Consider the following 13,744-nt stretch of genomic DNA (forward strand, 5'->3'; position numbering starts at 1 on the left):
AATAGAACTCATTATATGAAAATAATAGTGTTATGTAAACAAAATTATAAAGAAAAGCTGTCTTATCAATGAATAAGACAGCTTTTCTTTATGATCATATATTAAAAATTAAACACGAAGTCATCGTCAGCTAACTTTTCAACGTTCGTTGCTTTTACGTAACCATTTCCTTTTACAGAGAAGAAATCATGGTTTTTCGTATCTGTACGTAAACCATTTAAAACGATTGGGTTAATTTCTTCTTCTTCAAACTTCGGCTCAAGTCCTAAGTTCATAAGTCCCTTATTCGCATTGTAACGAACGAAACGATTTACATCTTCTACAAGACCAATAGAAGTATAAATTTCTTCTGTGTATGCCATTTCAATTTCATATAGTTCCATTAATAACTCTTGCGTTTCTTTTTGCACTTCTTGTTGATCTTCTGCAGAAAGTTCTGCGAAGATTTGTTGTGCTAAAATACCGACGAATACGCCGTGAATTGATTCATCACGAATTATTAAGTTAATAATTTCACCACTTGCCGTCAATTTACCTTGACCTGCTAAGTAAAGCGGATAGAAGAATCCACTATAGAATAAATAACTTTCTAAGAATACACTTGCCACCATCGCCATGTATAACTCTTTTTTCGTTACTTCAGGCTTTAATAAACGACGATAATAACTAGTAACAATACCAGCCTTTTTCTCAAGTAATGGATGTTTATCTACCCATTCAAAAATATCATCGATTTCTTCTTCAGTAGCTAACGTTGTGAAAATATGACTGTAACTCTTCGCATGTACTTCTTCCATAGCTCCCATGAAAGCTAATACACTTTTTGCTTGTAAATTTTCAAGATGAACAAGTACAAGTGGCATCCCTTCGCCGCCTTGTTTCGTATCTAAAAGTGTTAAGCCACCTAATACACGCTTATAAGCAACCTGCTCTTCTTTTGATAATTGCGCCCAAGTATTTTTGTCAGAAGACACTGCGATTTCTTCTTCTGTCCAAAACTGAGCGATGTTTTGCTTCCAAAACATTAAACTAAAATCATCTTCTTTTTTGTTCCAGTTTACCGCACGCATTCAATCGCCCCTTCTCTAAATAAACATGAAAAATTGATAACTAAGCATGAGCAGGGTTCAGAAAACCCTGCTCATCATGTCTCATTTCTTATATTAAACGGTACAAGCCACACACTCTTCCACGCTTAATTTACGTGTTCTCGTATAATACAGACTCTTTAAACCTTTTTTATGTGCATAGATGTAGTAACGTGCTAATTCACGTGTTGAAATATCACTATTAACGTAAAGAATTGTACTAATTCCTTGGTCAATATGTTCTTGAATTTCTGCGATTAAATCAATTAATTTAAACTGATTCATATCGTAAGAAGATTTATAGTACCAGAACGTATCTTTTGATAAATATGGCATTGGATAATATGTTGTCGCATTCGCATATGTTCTTGATTCGATTTGACTTACGATCGGCATTACGCTTGAAGTTGCATTTTGAACGTAACTGATAGATTGTGTTGGAGCAATAGCAAGACGGTAGGAATTATATAATCCATTCTTCTTCACTTGCTCTTTTAAACTTGTCCAATCTTCTTTTGTTGGAATATGAATTCCTTCAAATAATTGCTGAACTTTTTCAGTTACTGGGCTGTAATCTGTCGTTTCATACTTTTCAAAGTATGTGCCATTCGCATAATCAGACTTATCAAAGTCTTTAAATGTTTCGCCTTTTTCTTTAGCGATTTCCATACTTTTCTCAATAGAGTAGTAATTTAACATCATAAAGAATGTACGAGCGAACTCTTTCGCTTCTGCACTTTCATATGCGATTTTGTTTTTGGATAAATATCCGTGTAAGTTCATTGCACCAAGTCCAACTGAATGAAGCTCATCATTTGCTTTTTTCACAGTTGGTGCATTCGGAATAATCGTCATATCAGAAACAGCTGTTAAAGCTTCCATTCCCGCATGAACGGCTTCACGAATTTCTTTATTTTCCATTACATTTACGATATTTAACGATCCTAAGTTACAGTTAATATCACGACGGATAATGTCATCTGTACCGTAATCGTTAATTTCAGAAGTTTCTTGAAGCTGGAAGATTTCTGTCTCGAATGTTCAACTGAGTCCGCTACTCCTCAGTCCGTTGCTCATGCAACTGCTGTATGTCACCATACAGGACAGACTATATCACCACCTACAGCATTACCTGATTAGGTGCTCCGCTTTTCGAACGCCAATCGCTTGCGCTCTACTCCCATAAGGGATAGTCGTTAGGCTTTTACTTATCTTAATCTTTCAGAAAGTCTCTTATTACTTTATGTTGTCCCATAACTCTGCTATACAAAATAATAAGATACATTCTGAACTTTTATATTTTCATTCTAAGATAAGATTTAGCACGGTAGGTTACCTCAAATTTGAGGCTTTCCCCGTTTAACGGAGTTTTCGACTAGCATTTCTACTAGAAGGTGCTACATATTTAACACAAGTTCGACATCTTCACAGTTCCAATATCCTTCAATGGATGTTGGTTATTTGCATTTGATTTAAACATTAAGTACGGATAACCAGACTCAAGCTGAATCATAGCAATTTTAATAAGCATGTCACGCGCACTAATATCTAGAGGCTTCTTCTTCACTTTCGGATTGCTCATTAATTCATCGTACATTTCATCGATGTCAATATCATCTAAATGCTTTCCGTATTCTTTATACACCGTATAAGGCGCGAAAACATGGAAAGGTTCGTTTTTCTCAGCAAGCTCAAAGAACTTACTTGGAACGATAATTCCGATTGATAGAGACTGAATACGGCTCTTCTCATCGGCATTTATTTTTTTTGTATCAAGGAATTCAATAATATCCCAATGGAAAATGTTTAAGTATACTGCACCGGCACCTTTTCGTTGGCCAAGTTGATTCGCATATGAAAACGAATCTTCAAGCAATTTCATAACGGGCACTACACCACTTGCAGCGTTGTCGATACCTTTAATTTGCTCACCGCGTGCGCGTAGCTTAGATAAGTTTAAAGCTACTCCTCCGCCGATTTTCGATAATTGCATTGCAGTATTAATGTTAAAGCCGATTGAATTTAAGCTATCATCCATCTCTAACAAGAAACAAGACACCATTTCTCCTCTTCTGCTTCTTCCCGCATTTAAAAAGGTTGGTGTCGCTGGTTGGTAGTTTTGTTTGACAATCATGCTTGCGAATTGTTTTGCTTTCGCAACATCACCGCGTCCTAAGTATAATGACACAATTGCTACACGATCTTCATAGCTTTCTAAGTATTGTTTTTGATCATTCGTTTTTAACGCATAATCTTTGTAGAACTTAGATGCTGCCATATAAGATTGGAACTCGAAGTTTTCACCATAAGCGATGTTATATACCTCTTCTACTTCCTCCAATCTATACTCGTCCAGAACGTTGTAATAGTAATCATGTTCTTTCATATACTCCATTCGCTCTGCCACGCTATTAAAAGAAACGGTATTCTCTCTAGCTTCTTCCATAAAGACTTCTAATGCCTCTTTATCCTTATGAAGCTGATAAAAACCGTCCTGCATTTGCGTGATTTCATTATTCAGTTCAATGTGTCGCAATCTCCCGCACCCTTTCCTTAAAATATTCTACATCGTTATTTGTTCCAGATAACTCAAATTTTGATACAATAGGCACTTCATATTTAGTAGAAATTTTGTCAGCACTTGCACCGAACATGTCTCCCCAGTTACGATTGCCGCTTGCAGATACGCCTTTTAATTTTTCATTATTGCGCTCTAAAAAGTCTAAAACACGTTCTGGTACATTGCCAAAACCTGTTGTATACGTAATAAGAATAAAGTCTTCATCTATTACTAGATCTTCATCAATTTGAACGGCCGGCATATTTAATTTGTGGATGAAACGCTTCACGTTTCCTGTCATGGAATCATATGCAACTAACATTTCCGACCCCTCCCTCTCCAATCTATATTCTCTATATGTTGTTCTTGATTTCTCTATATATTGTATTACGTTTCAAAATAAGACACAAGATATATGTATAAATTCTTTCTTTTTTTAACTTTTACTTTTCGACAAGACAGTCGATTTTTTTCAATACAATGACTATGAAACAACATTCTAAAACTCATGTCAATAAAGTGCTTTTCAAAAAAGTTGTCAACGAATTTAACCTTATTTTTAAAAAAGGTTCCAATGTATTTTGTCATAAAACGGCAAATGCTGGAGGAATATATTTCTCCAGCATCACGCAAAAAAGAACAGACATGAAACGATAATCTGTTCTAAAAAACGATTACATTTATCAATTTTACTTTATTAAATATTATACATATACTTTCGGTTCGCGTTACATACTAAAAGATAACTATTATAGAAAAAGATAATTATTATGGAAATTCAACTTATTTATGAAAAGATTATTCAGAGTGCTCAATACGCAAAATATCTTTTACAAAAATATGATGTGGATTTTCATCTTTATCAATCATTGTACATACAGGAGCTTCTTCATCAAAGTAAACAATCATTCCTTCTACGTACTGATATGTATGTTGAACTTGTACAGTTACTTTAATTTCTATAGCCTCTTCATATGCTCTTTTTATTTTCTGAAGCATTTTTGCCGAACACTTTCGTTTCTCTGGATACATAACCATCCCCATAAATCGATTACCGGTTCTATCTTTCCACATATAATCCCAATGCGGTAATATGCCTTGTTTAAAATCGCCCATAATTCTCCTCCCCTATATTCTTCTAGTTACGAACGTGGCGTTTCTGAATATGTATAAATTACTTGTCCGCCGCGCTGTGCGTTCCCAATAATATGTTTAAAGTCTTCCCTACTTACTACAACTTCTCTGAACGTATAAAATACATCTTTCGTAACAACATACTCCTTTATTTCACCATTTTTCAGCTGATCCAAAATTGTATTTGCTAATTCTTTATCCATGTATTTCACCTCTATGCAATATTTTATTTTATCTTATATTCTATAGGTCAACAACTGTAAATTTATCCAGATGCTATACCTTCATTTCATTTTCATTATTTTTCAAAAGATATCTCTTTATTATATGTCCACTAAATATCATATACTAACATAGCTACTTCTCTATATCAAACATTTCGACATTCAATTATGCAAAGTTCCATACCACTATGCTACAATATATAAATAGAATTAGGAGGGATACTATGATTCGGAAAGCAAAAAAGACAGATGCAACGGCAATAGCTCCTTTATTGTATAATGCTCTGCACGAAATTGCTGAAAAAATCACAGGTAGCACAGTTGAGACCGAAGTATTACTAGGACTTGAAACATGGTTCTCAAAAGAGGGCAATCGACTGAGCTATGAAAACTGTTTTGTATATGAGCAAGACGGGGGTGCAGTTGGAGTTATTGTCGCTTATCACGGTAGTGAGGCAACAAGGCTTGATGAACCAATTGTACATCACTTAAGAGAATTACATAAAGATGAATCGATTACGTTAGAAAAAGAAGCTGAACTTGATGAATATTACATTGATACATTATCAGTTTCAAGTGCACATGGTGGAAAAGGAATTGGTTCTAAATTAATTGAAGCTGCTGAAATTCATGCAACTGAAAAGGAACATGAAAAAATCGCATTACTTGTTAATTTAGAAAACAAACGTGCCTATTCACTATACGAAAAACTAGGTTATAAAAAAGATCAAATCGTTATGCTTGTAGGCGAACCTTATGCACATCTTGTAAAACCATTGAACATCCAAATTTCTATATCTTAAAAAAAAGCATACGATGTATATACATCGTGTGCTTTTATGTTAAATTCGTATTTAATATATTTCCATTCATCGCCTCATGAAACGTATATGTTGTACATCCCCATGGCTCTCTATGCAAAATAGGCGTACCAGACCATCCCATTGCTCTCAGTTCCGTACCAATCATTACATTCACATAATTATGACCTACAAGAGCAATACTTCCATGTACGAGAGCGTAACGGTGTAATAAGTAAGCCGCTTGCTTTGCCCTCTCCCTTACTTCCTTATAAGACTCAACATCTTTATGGTAACCAAGTATCCATACTGCTCGTCCGATAAACATCCATACGTTAGGTTTACATTTTAACCATTTTGGAGCATAAAAACTCGTCGGAACTTCAGCTTCCCTAAAAAGAGCATTTTGCATAAAAGATAAAGAATCCACTAATTCAGCTGCTGACTGTACTGCACACCTTTGATCACTCGTTAAAATCAATTTTGCTGCTTCAACCGCTTCCCTTGTTTCCAATGGTATAGGTGCTTTCTCTGTTATAGTATGTAAGTCATATCCTTTCATCCATTCATGAAAGAATGTAACCGTCATTGGTTCTATAGTACGATCTAAGCGACCATGACGAATAAAAGAAATCTTCATTCTTTCCACTCTCCATTCATCACTTACGAACTCTATTATGTACTATTTTTACATATCATACCACGCAAAAAAAAGAAAGTTATACACCTTTACATATCCCCGCCACTCTCATGTGTGATTGAAGCATGTATACCATCCATCCCATCAAAATATGTAGTCGTTTCATGATGACGAATCTTTTTTAAATGTATATAAGAAAATAAAAACAAAGTTAAAGCTATAGCACTCCCCACAAATTCAAACATCATTTTACCGCCTCTAATTTCTCCCACTTTAGCAGGTTATCTTATATCTTTATTATACCCCTATATAAAGATACATGCATTTCTACCATTATTTCTCCTAATAACATGGGTTTTTCGTATATTTTCTTACAAAAAGTGAATATTTTTCGAATTTTTACTTTGGAAACATTTACAAAGTAGGAAATATGGTTCAAAATAGGTGGAAATAAAAAAACCCAAATTTATTCTTTTTTTGGGAAAACTGTAACAAGGAGAGTTGCTTATGCAGATCGCAGAAACTGGAGATATCATCGAATTTAAAGGTGGAATGCAAGGCCGTGTTCAAAAAGTAAATCAAAACTCCGTTATTGTAGATATAACAATTATGGAAAATTTTAGAGAACTAGATATGGAACCTCTTACAGTTGTAAGTCATAAAAACTATACTGTCATTAATCAAAATGCATAATATAATAGAAAGAAAGGATCTGTATAACATACAGATCCTTTCTTTCTATTATATATTAACGATTATCAATTGTTTCTGGATATAGATCATGGTTCATCATGCGGTAGTCTGCCATTTGCTCATACTTCGTTCCTGGGCGACCATAGTTGCAGTAAGGATCAATTGAAATCCCTCCACGTGGTGTGAATTTCCCCCATACCTCAATGTAACGCGGATCCATTAATTTAATTAAATCATTCATAATAACGTTCATGCAATCTTCGTGGAAGTCACCGTGATTGCGGAAACTAAATAAATATAGCTTTAAAGATTTACTCTCTACCATTCTTTGTTCTGGAATGTAGCTAATATAAATTGTTGCAAAGTCTGGTTGGCCTGTTTTCGGACATAAACTTGTAAATTCAGGACAATTAAATTTCACAAAATAATCACGGTTTGGATGATTATTATCAAATACCTCTAAAATTTCTGGGCTATATTCAAATAAATATTTTGTATTTTGATTTCCTAATAATGTTACATCTTTTAAATCTTCATCTAATCTTCCTGCCATTTTAAACATCCCTTCTCATTATACTCCGCGTTTATTTCCCCATACTAAGGCATGAAGCTGCGGCAATACTTTTGCATTATTCATCTCTTTACAATTTACAGCTTTATCAATCAGCCACTCATATTTATCTAATAATTTCTTAATCAGCATCGCATCATCCACTGTTTTTGTATCATCATTCCCTACTTGTAAGAAAAATGGTACATCTGGATAACGTTCGTGCATCTTAACTGCATACTCGAAGTCATAATCGTCAAATACTACTACCTTTAAACTAATATCTTTTCCTGCTAGTTTCTGAATAACAGCATCTAACTTCTGAAAATCAGTATTCATCTTCGAACTTGGTGGCTTTGGAGAAATCGTTATCTCATCAATTTGAAGTAACCAATCTTGCCATTTACTCCCTTGCGTTTCGATTGCTGTTCGCATTCCATTCTCTTTTAATATAGAAAGAAGAAACTCAATATTTTTCAGCAATGCTGGATTTCCACCTGAAATCGTAACATGAGAAAAATTTTCGCCACCAATTTCTACAAGCTCATTCCAAACGTCTTCTGCTGTCATCTGTCTAATTTGATCTTTAGCCGATCCATCCCACGTAAAAGCAGAATCACACCAAGCGCAGCTATAATCACAACCAGCTGTACGAATAAACATCGTCTTTTGTCCTACAACCATTCCTTCACCTTGAATAGTTGGACCAAATATTTCTAAAACAGGGATTTTACTCATCGAGCATCCACTCCCGTCTTACTTCCGCATAACTAGTTGGCGTCTCGAAAAGACGAACAAATTCAACACGAGCTCCTTTATATTCGTTCGCACGATTATCTTTTAATAATGCTTCTGCCATCTTTTCGTAAATCCAAACGACCATGTTTTCAGCAGTCGTATTCATCGCTGGTAACGTTTCGTTTAAATAACGATGGTCTAAATAAATTTCTATTTCATTCTTCCAAATTTCTTTTATATCTCCAAAGTCAATCGCAAGACCTATCTCATTTACATATCCACTAATCCCAAATACAACTTTATATGTGTGACCATGTAAGTTTTTACATTTCCCTTCATAACAGTGTAAATGGTGTGCTGCATCAAATGTAAATTCCTTGCTGACCATTACTCTTTTATTATGATATTTGAGCTGTTTACGCTGAATATCCTCGTCCATTTTTTGCAAATTTTCTACAATGCGAAATCCAAAGAAATTATCCATTAGTTACTCGCTCCTTCGCGTTCTTGTAGGTACGTATCTAATCCTGCTTTACGAAGTTGACATGCTGGACATTCACCGCAACCATCACCAATGATTCCGTTATAACATGTTAATGTTTTTTCTCGAACAAACTCGAATGCTCCAAGTTCATCTGATAATTTCCATGTTTCCGCTTTATCAATCCACATAAGTGGTGTATGAATCACAAACGGATAATCCATGGATAAATTTAAAGTAACGTTTAACGATTTCACAAACACGTCACGGCAATCTGGATAACCACTAAAATCAGTTTCACATACACCCGTTACAATATGACGTGCTCCAACTTGTTTTGCTAATACAGCAGCAAATGATAAGAATAGTAAATTTCGTCCATCTACAAACGTCGATGGCAATTCACCTTCTTCATGTGTAATCTCCATATCGGTTCTCGTTAACGCATTTGGAGCAAGTTGATTTAATAGACTCATATCTAGTACCGTATGTTTAATTCCTAGCTCTTTTGCAATTTCCGCTGCACAATCAATTTCTAGCTTATGACGTTGATTGTAATTAAACGTTACAGCCTCTACTTCTGCAAACTGCTCTATTGCCCAAAATAAACATGTCGTACTATCTTGTCCTCCACTAAAAACAACAACTGCCTTTTCTTTTTTCATTTCACTCATTCTCCTTCTCTACTACGAATAAGAAGAAAGAACGTTCTTGAACTGTCACAATAAAAAAACAAAACAATACCTAAAGATATTGTTGTTTCCATAGTTTTTTATAGAGGGAGTTCGCGAACCTCTCCCGTGCATTGCACGGAATTCCTTCTTTCATTGACAAAGGTTATTGTAACATATTGTATACTATCAGAAAAAATTTCTGATTTTTCCGCTATTTCTCATTTCATTTCTTTCATTTTATAGTATGATTAATTTAATGTGAGAAGAGAGGAGGCATCCCACTGAAACCCTTTATTATTTATCTCTTTTTAAATATATTATTCATCCTTGTTACAATGCTCGTATACCATTTATTTTGGAATCAAAAAGGGAAACGTTCTCCTAAATTAAATTCAGCAATATTTATTGTATTATGTTGCCTCGTTACTATACTATGTATCACTTTCGCAGCAAAAACAAATTATGGATTTCAATTTGATATGCGGCATATCGTATTAATTGTCGGTACATTAACCGGAGGTCCTATTGCTGGTGGATCTATATTAGTTGTATTAAATATATACCGCTTCTTATTAGGAGGAATAGGGGTTTTCCCATCGATTATCGGTTCTATCCTTCTATTTATTGTCCTATTATTTACATACAAATTTTTCAATCGAACTTCTAATCGTATAAAAATAATACTTGCTATTATCTACAGTCTCACATACGGATTTAGTTGGATACCTTTCTTCCTTTCAAAGGTTACAAACAAGGCTGATTATATACCACATATTATTGTGTATGAGTTATGTACGATACTTGGTACGATCCTTATTTTATATTTACTACACATATTACAAACTCAAGTGCGTCTCCAAAACGAACTTATGAATGCTGAAAAATTTCATTTAATTGGTGAAATGGCAGCGTCTATCTCTCATGAAATTCGCAATCCATTAACTTCAACAAAAGGATTTTTGCAACTTTTACAATCAGATACATGTACTGAGCAGGAGCGAAAATTATATATTGACATAGCCATCAACGGAATCGAACAAGCAAACCACGTTCTTACAGATTATTTAACCTTTGCAAAACCAAGTATTGAAAAAGAACAAAGATTACAGTTAGAAGAAGAACTACTACATGCATTATCGTTAATTACACCGCTTGCTAATTTAGCAAATGTGCGTACACATTATATAAAGCAAAGCACTTCTTTTTTTATCGCGGGAGAAAAACAAAAACTAAATCAATGCTTGTTAAATATTTTAAAAAACTGCATTGAGGCCATGCCAAAAGGCGGTGATCTTTATTTCACATTAGTTCCTGATCATAAGCATATTCAGTTATATATAAAAGATACAGGAGTCGGTATGGATACCGAACAAGTGAAGCGTCTTGGCTCTCCTTTCTACTCAACAAAAGAAAAAGGGACTGGACTTGGAATGATGGTCGTATTCAGTGTTGTTCAAGCTATGAATGGAAAAATTGATATTATAAGTGAAAAAGGAATCGGTACAACCTTCTTATTAACTTTTCCACTCATACAAAAAACGTGATGAAATAATCATCACGTTTTTTCTGTTCCTTCAACTAATTCAGCAAAAGCTTTCACTTTTCCATGTGGTTTTTGATTTTCTTTACGTGCTTTCCAAGCGCGCTCTTCTTCTTTCTTTTTCTTGGACATACTTTTCAACTCCTTCTTTCCTTTCTCCATCTAGTATTCCAAAATAAGAAAGAAAACTATGCACATATCAAAAAAGAAGTGGTCTCCCACTTCTTCCTAATTATCTTTGTAAAATTGCGTGTTTCGCCTCTTTTAACTGCGTAAGATGTCTTTGTTCATGCAAATCAAGAAATTGAATCCACTGATACAAATTCAGATCATTAAAAACAGGATGCTTTAATCCATTTTCAAATAGATCTTTTTCATCTATAACACTATGAAGCGCGTGTAATAGTTCTTGTCGTGAATGTTCTAGTAATTGAATTCCTTGCTGTTTTTTCATTAACGTTTCTGTTGGTTGCATTTGCTGAGGAGCTTCTCGTTTATGTGTGCGATCAAGCGTAAGTTGGAGGTCTTTAAATGGAGTCGTGTTTCTTTCATTTTTTTGTAAAGCATATACAAGGGCAGACGTGACAGATTGTTCAACTAAATGCAAGTGATGCAAAATTTGAATAATACTCCATTTATCACGGCGTGGCTTTACATTCACTTCTGTATCATTTAACATTTCAATTTCTGATAATAGCGTGCTTCGAGTAGACTGTAATGAGTTCACCAAACTTTCTAAACTCACATCCATATTAGATTGAAGCATACTTCTTTCCCCCCTTTTTGTTGGTGAAAAGAGGTGCTCCTTATTAGAAACACCTCTTTAGTATTCTGAATTTTCTTTTATTATCTCATCATTTTCACATTATGTCGATGTTAAACATGTGAAAAAAAGCGCATGTTTTTTACAATTTTGTGTCGTCAATCGCATGTAGCCATGCTTCAATTTCTGTAATGACGCTTTTTACACAGCCTTCAGCAAATGGTGATGTTAAATTTGCAACTTCTACTAATTCTAAGAACGATTTACTTCCACCTTGTTGGCAAAGATTCACATAATCTTCCCACGCCTCTTGTCTATTATCTCTTGCACGTTTCCAAAATTGCAGTGCGCAAATTTGTGCTAACGTGTAGTCGATATAGTAGAACGGCGAGCTATAAATATGCCCTTGACGTTGCCAGAATCCACCGCGCTCTAAATAATCATTATCTTCATAATCACGATGCGGCAAATACTTTTTCTCTATATTGCGCCATGCTGTCTTACGCTCTTCTGGCGAAGCTTCTGGATTTTCATATACATAATGTTGATATTCATCAACAGATACACCATACGGTAAAAACAGAAGTGCTGAACTTAGGTGAGAGAAGTAATATTTATCTGCATCTTCTTCAAAGAATAACTTCATCCATGGCCATGTAAAGAATTCCATACTCATAGAATGAATTTCACACGCTTCATACGTTGGCCAGTTGTATTCTGGAATTTCAAACTTACGACTTTCATATACTTGGAAAGCATGACCAGCTTCATGTGTTAATACGTCAATGTCGCCAGATGTTCCGTTGAAGTTCGAGAATATAAATGGCGCTTTATAATTCTCGATATATGTACAATATCCACCGCCTGCTTTTCCTTTTTTCGCAACTAAATCTAATAAATCATTATCTAGCATGAAATTGAAAAATTCATCCGTTTCAGCCGATAACTCTTTATACATCGTTTTCCCATGATTAACAATCCAATCCGCATCTCCTTTTGGAGTTGGATTACCAGTAGAAAACTCAAAGTTCTCATCATAATATGCTAATTTTTCTACACCAATACGTGCTTTTTGTCTTTGTCTTAATTCCGTTGTAACTGGAACAATATAATCAAGTACTTGCTGACGATAATTCGCCACCATTTCCGCATTATAATCTGTACGGTACATTCTTGCATATCCAAGTTCAACAAAGTTTTTGAAACCTAAAGATTTAGCAATTTTCGTTCTCACTTTAACAAGCTCATCATAAATACGATCTAACTCTTCCTCATTCTCAGATAAAAAACCGTAATATGCTTCACTTGCTGCTTTACGTTCACTTCTTTCCTTTCCTTGCATAAATGGAATAAGCTGTGATAACGTTCTTTCTTCTCCTGCAAAGTCAATTTTTGCAGACGCTAATAACTGTGTATATTGTGAAGACAATTTATTCTCTAATTGTAAATCTTTCACGACTTCATCAGAATATATTTTTAAATCACACTCCGCAAGGGCAAATAATTGCTTCCCATAATACGCTTCTAATTCTTCACGGAATGGAGAATGAATTAACGCATTATAATACTTTGTACCATATCCTTGTACAACTGGAGAGAATTCATCAAAGAAATCTTGCTCTTCCTTATAAAAAGCATCTGTCGTATCAACAGAATGACGAATATAACAAAGATTCCCCATTGTACCAAAATCGTTGCGAATTTCGTTAATTGAATGAATGACTTGCTTTTGTTCTTCTACAGTTTTTGCGTTATCAAACTTCTCTAAAGCAACAGTAAACTTCTCTTTTAATTCTTCAATATTTGGCCGTTTATATTCATAGTCTTTAAATGACATGAACGAGCCTCCTCTCCATTAT

17 protein-coding genes, 1 pseudogene and 1 riboswitch are annotated in these 13,744 nt (G+C 34.6%); of the genes and pseudogenes, 3 read left to right on the top strand and 15 right to left on the bottom strand.

What is annotated here, in order from left to right:
* Positions 1 to 101 precede the first annotated feature (101 nt).
* The 6 genes and pseudogenes from nrdF to V7S50_RS05305 all read right to left on the bottom strand — a co-directional run bounded on the left by nrdF (position 102) and on the right by V7S50_RS05305 (position 4,985).
* Positions 102 to 1,070 carry a class 1b ribonucleoside-diphosphate reductase subunit beta gene (gene nrdF / locus V7S50_RS05280; protein ID WP_001203014.1) on the bottom strand — a complete coding sequence of 323 codons (969 nt, stop codon included), beginning with the start codon at positions 1,068 to 1,070 and terminating at the stop codon, positions 102 to 104.
* Positions 1,071 to 1,163: 93 nt separating this feature from the next.
* Complete coding sequence (locus tag V7S50_RS05285; RefSeq protein ID WP_306295567.1) at positions 1,164 to 2,114, bottom strand: ribonucleotide reductase; 951 nt, start codon at positions 2,112 to 2,114, stop codon at positions 1,164 to 1,166.
* Positions 2,115 to 2,496: 382 nt separating this feature from the next.
* A pseudogene (locus V7S50_RS05290) lies at positions 2,497 to 3,624 on the bottom strand (ribonucleotide reductase N-terminal alpha domain-containing protein); the annotation flags it as partial.
* Entirely contained in the window at positions 3,611 to 3,970 is a 360-nt protein-coding gene (gene nrdI, locus V7S50_RS05295) for a class Ib ribonucleoside-diphosphate reductase assembly flavoprotein NrdI (protein ID WP_000959447.1), read from the bottom strand. The gene nrdI and the pseudogene V7S50_RS05290, both read right to left, overlap by 14 nt.
* A 476-nt stretch (positions 3,971 to 4,446) precedes the next feature.
* Positions 4,447 to 4,764 (bottom strand): hypothetical protein, encoded by a 318-nt coding sequence (locus tag V7S50_RS05300; protein ID WP_242251075.1) that lies wholly within the window; start codon positions 4,762 to 4,764, stop codon positions 4,447 to 4,449.
* Positions 4,765 to 4,790: 26 nt separating this feature from the next.
* Positions 4,791 to 4,985, bottom strand: a complete 195-nt coding sequence (locus tag V7S50_RS05305) for a hypothetical protein (protein ID WP_000356685.1) — start codon at positions 4,983 to 4,985, stop codon at positions 4,791 to 4,793.
* 245 nt (positions 4,986 to 5,230) lie between these two features.
* On the opposite strand from V7S50_RS05305, the gene V7S50_RS05310 reads away from it, so the two are divergent.
* Positions 5,231 to 5,809, top strand: a complete 579-nt coding sequence (locus V7S50_RS05310) for a GNAT family N-acetyltransferase (RefSeq protein ID WP_063224495.1) — start codon at positions 5,231 to 5,233, stop codon at positions 5,807 to 5,809.
* 34 nt (positions 5,810 to 5,843) lie between these two features.
* On the opposite strand, the gene V7S50_RS05315 is transcribed toward V7S50_RS05310, so the two are convergent.
* Positions 5,844 to 6,446, bottom strand: a complete 603-nt coding sequence (locus tag V7S50_RS05315; RefSeq protein WP_242251074.1) for a histidine phosphatase family protein — start codon at positions 6,444 to 6,446, stop codon at positions 5,844 to 5,846.
* Between the two features lie 89 nt (positions 6,447 to 6,535).
* Positions 6,536 to 6,718 (bottom strand): hypothetical protein, encoded by a 183-nt coding sequence (locus V7S50_RS05320; RefSeq protein ID WP_142332716.1) that lies wholly within the window; start codon positions 6,716 to 6,718, stop codon positions 6,536 to 6,538.
* Positions 6,719 to 6,953: 235 nt separating this feature from the next.
* Between V7S50_RS05320 and V7S50_RS05325 the strand changes: the two genes are divergently transcribed.
* Positions 6,954 to 7,139 (top strand): YkvS family protein, encoded by a 186-nt coding sequence (locus V7S50_RS05325; RefSeq protein ID WP_001165081.1) that lies wholly within the window; start codon positions 6,954 to 6,956, stop codon positions 7,137 to 7,139.
* Positions 7,140 to 7,194: 55 nt separating this feature from the next.
* On the opposite strand, the gene queF is transcribed toward V7S50_RS05325, so the two are convergent.
* The 4 genes from queF to queC are packed head-to-tail and all read right to left on the bottom strand — an operon-like array spanning position 7,195 to position 9,573.
* Positions 7,195 to 7,692, bottom strand: a complete 498-nt coding sequence (gene queF / locus V7S50_RS05330) for a preQ(1) synthase (protein ID WP_000918895.1) — start codon at positions 7,690 to 7,692, stop codon at positions 7,195 to 7,197.
* Between the two features lie 18 nt (positions 7,693 to 7,710).
* Positions 7,711 to 8,427 (bottom strand): 7-carboxy-7-deazaguanine synthase QueE, encoded by a 717-nt coding sequence (gene queE, locus V7S50_RS05335; RefSeq protein ID WP_098556558.1) that lies wholly within the window; start codon positions 8,425 to 8,427, stop codon positions 7,711 to 7,713.
* A complete protein-coding gene (gene queD, locus V7S50_RS05340) occupies positions 8,420 to 8,911 on the bottom strand; it encodes a 6-carboxytetrahydropterin synthase QueD (RefSeq protein ID WP_063224498.1) in 492 nt (163 codons plus the stop codon). The genes queE and queD overlap by 8 nt, the downstream gene beginning before the upstream one ends.
* A complete protein-coding gene (gene queC, locus V7S50_RS05345) occupies positions 8,911 to 9,573 on the bottom strand; it encodes a 7-cyano-7-deazaguanine synthase QueC (RefSeq protein ID WP_000711596.1) in 663 nt (220 codons plus the stop codon). Before queC ends, queD begins: the two co-directional genes overlap by 1 nt.
* A gap of 93 nt (positions 9,574 to 9,666) precedes the next feature.
* Positions 9,667 to 9,710, bottom strand: a riboswitch (PreQ1 riboswitch).
* Positions 9,711 to 9,917: 207 nt separating this feature from the next.
* Between queC and kinB the strand changes: the two genes are divergently transcribed.
* Positions 9,918 to 11,126, top strand: a complete 1,209-nt coding sequence (gene kinB / locus V7S50_RS05350) for a sporulation sensor histidine kinase KinB (RefSeq protein ID WP_048526810.1) — start codon at positions 9,918 to 9,920, stop codon at positions 11,124 to 11,126.
* An 11-nt stretch (positions 11,127 to 11,137) separates the two neighbouring features.
* Here kinB and V7S50_RS05355 read toward each other — a convergent pair whose 3' ends face one another.
* The 3 genes from V7S50_RS05355 to V7S50_RS05365 all read right to left on the bottom strand — a co-directional run bounded on the left by V7S50_RS05355 (position 11,138) and on the right by V7S50_RS05365 (position 13,722).
* Positions 11,138 to 11,254 carry a DUF6254 family protein gene (locus V7S50_RS05355; RefSeq protein ID WP_000038254.1) on the bottom strand — a complete coding sequence of 39 codons (117 nt, stop codon included), beginning with the start codon at positions 11,252 to 11,254 and terminating at the stop codon, positions 11,138 to 11,140.
* A 100-nt stretch (positions 11,255 to 11,354) separates the two neighbouring features.
* Positions 11,355 to 11,888, bottom strand: coding sequence for a DinB family protein (locus tag V7S50_RS05360; RefSeq protein ID WP_016088772.1), 534 nt, complete (start codon positions 11,886 to 11,888; stop codon positions 11,355 to 11,357).
* Positions 11,889 to 12,027: 139 nt separating this feature from the next.
* Complete coding sequence (locus V7S50_RS05365) at positions 12,028 to 13,722, bottom strand: M3 family oligoendopeptidase (protein ID WP_242251073.1); 1,695 nt, start codon at positions 13,720 to 13,722, stop codon at positions 12,028 to 12,030.
* Between the last annotated feature and the right edge of the window lie 22 nt (positions 13,723 to 13,744).

The sequence above is a fragment of the Bacillus sp. CCNWLW194 genome, assembly GCF_037120585.1.
In the GTDB taxonomy this organism is placed as follows: domain Bacteria; phylum Bacillota; class Bacilli; order Bacillales; family Bacillaceae_G; genus Bacillus_A; species Bacillus_A basilensis.

Excerpts from the sequence above, each read along its gene's own strand:
- V7S50_RS05305 (WP_000356685.1), bottom strand. The coding sequence starts at position 4,985 with ATGGATAAAGAATTAGCAAATACAATTTTGGATCAGCTGAAAAATGGT.
- V7S50_RS05355 (WP_000038254.1), bottom strand. The coding sequence starts at position 11,254 with ATGTCCAAGAAAAAGAAAGAAGAAGAGCGCGCTTGGAAAGCACGTAAA.
- V7S50_RS05300 (WP_242251075.1), bottom strand. The coding sequence starts at position 4,764 with ATGGGCGATTTTAAACAAGGCATATTACCGCATTGGGATTATATGTGG.
- nrdI (WP_000959447.1), bottom strand. The coding sequence starts at position 3,970 with ATGTTAGTTGCATATGATTCCATGACAGGAAACGTGAAGCGTTTCATC.
- V7S50_RS05360 (WP_016088772.1), bottom strand. The coding sequence starts at position 11,888 with ATGCTTCAATCTAATATGGATGTGAGTTTAGAAAGTTTGGTGAACTCA.
- queF (WP_000918895.1), bottom strand. The coding sequence starts at position 7,692 with ATGGCAGGAAGATTAGATGAAGATTTAAAAGATGTAACATTATTAGGA.
- queC (WP_000711596.1), bottom strand. The coding sequence starts at position 9,573 with ATGAAAAAAGAAAAGGCAGTTGTTGTTTTTAGTGGAGGACAAGATAGT.
- V7S50_RS05325 (WP_001165081.1), top strand. The coding sequence starts at position 6,954 with ATGCAGATCGCAGAAACTGGAGATATCATCGAATTTAAAGGTGGAATG.
- queE (WP_098556558.1), bottom strand. The coding sequence starts at position 8,427 with ATGAGTAAAATCCCTGTTTTAGAAATATTTGGTCCAACTATTCAAGGT.
- V7S50_RS05315 (WP_242251074.1), bottom strand. The coding sequence starts at position 6,446 with ATGAAGATTTCTTTTATTCGTCATGGTCGCTTAGATCGTACTATAGAA.
- queD (WP_063224498.1), bottom strand. The coding sequence starts at position 8,911 with ATGGATAATTTCTTTGGATTTCGCATTGTAGAAAATTTGCAAAAAATG.
- V7S50_RS05365 (WP_242251073.1), bottom strand. The coding sequence starts at position 13,722 with ATGTCATTTAAAGACTATGAATATAAACGGCCAAATATTGAAGAATTA.
- kinB (WP_048526810.1), top strand. The coding sequence starts at position 9,918 with ATGCTCGTATACCATTTATTTTGGAATCAAAAAGGGAAACGTTCTCCT.
- V7S50_RS05310 (WP_063224495.1), top strand. The coding sequence starts at position 5,231 with ATGATTCGGAAAGCAAAAAAGACAGATGCAACGGCAATAGCTCCTTTA.
- nrdF (WP_001203014.1), bottom strand. The coding sequence starts at position 1,070 with ATGCGTGCGGTAAACTGGAACAAAAAAGAAGATGATTTTAGTTTAATG.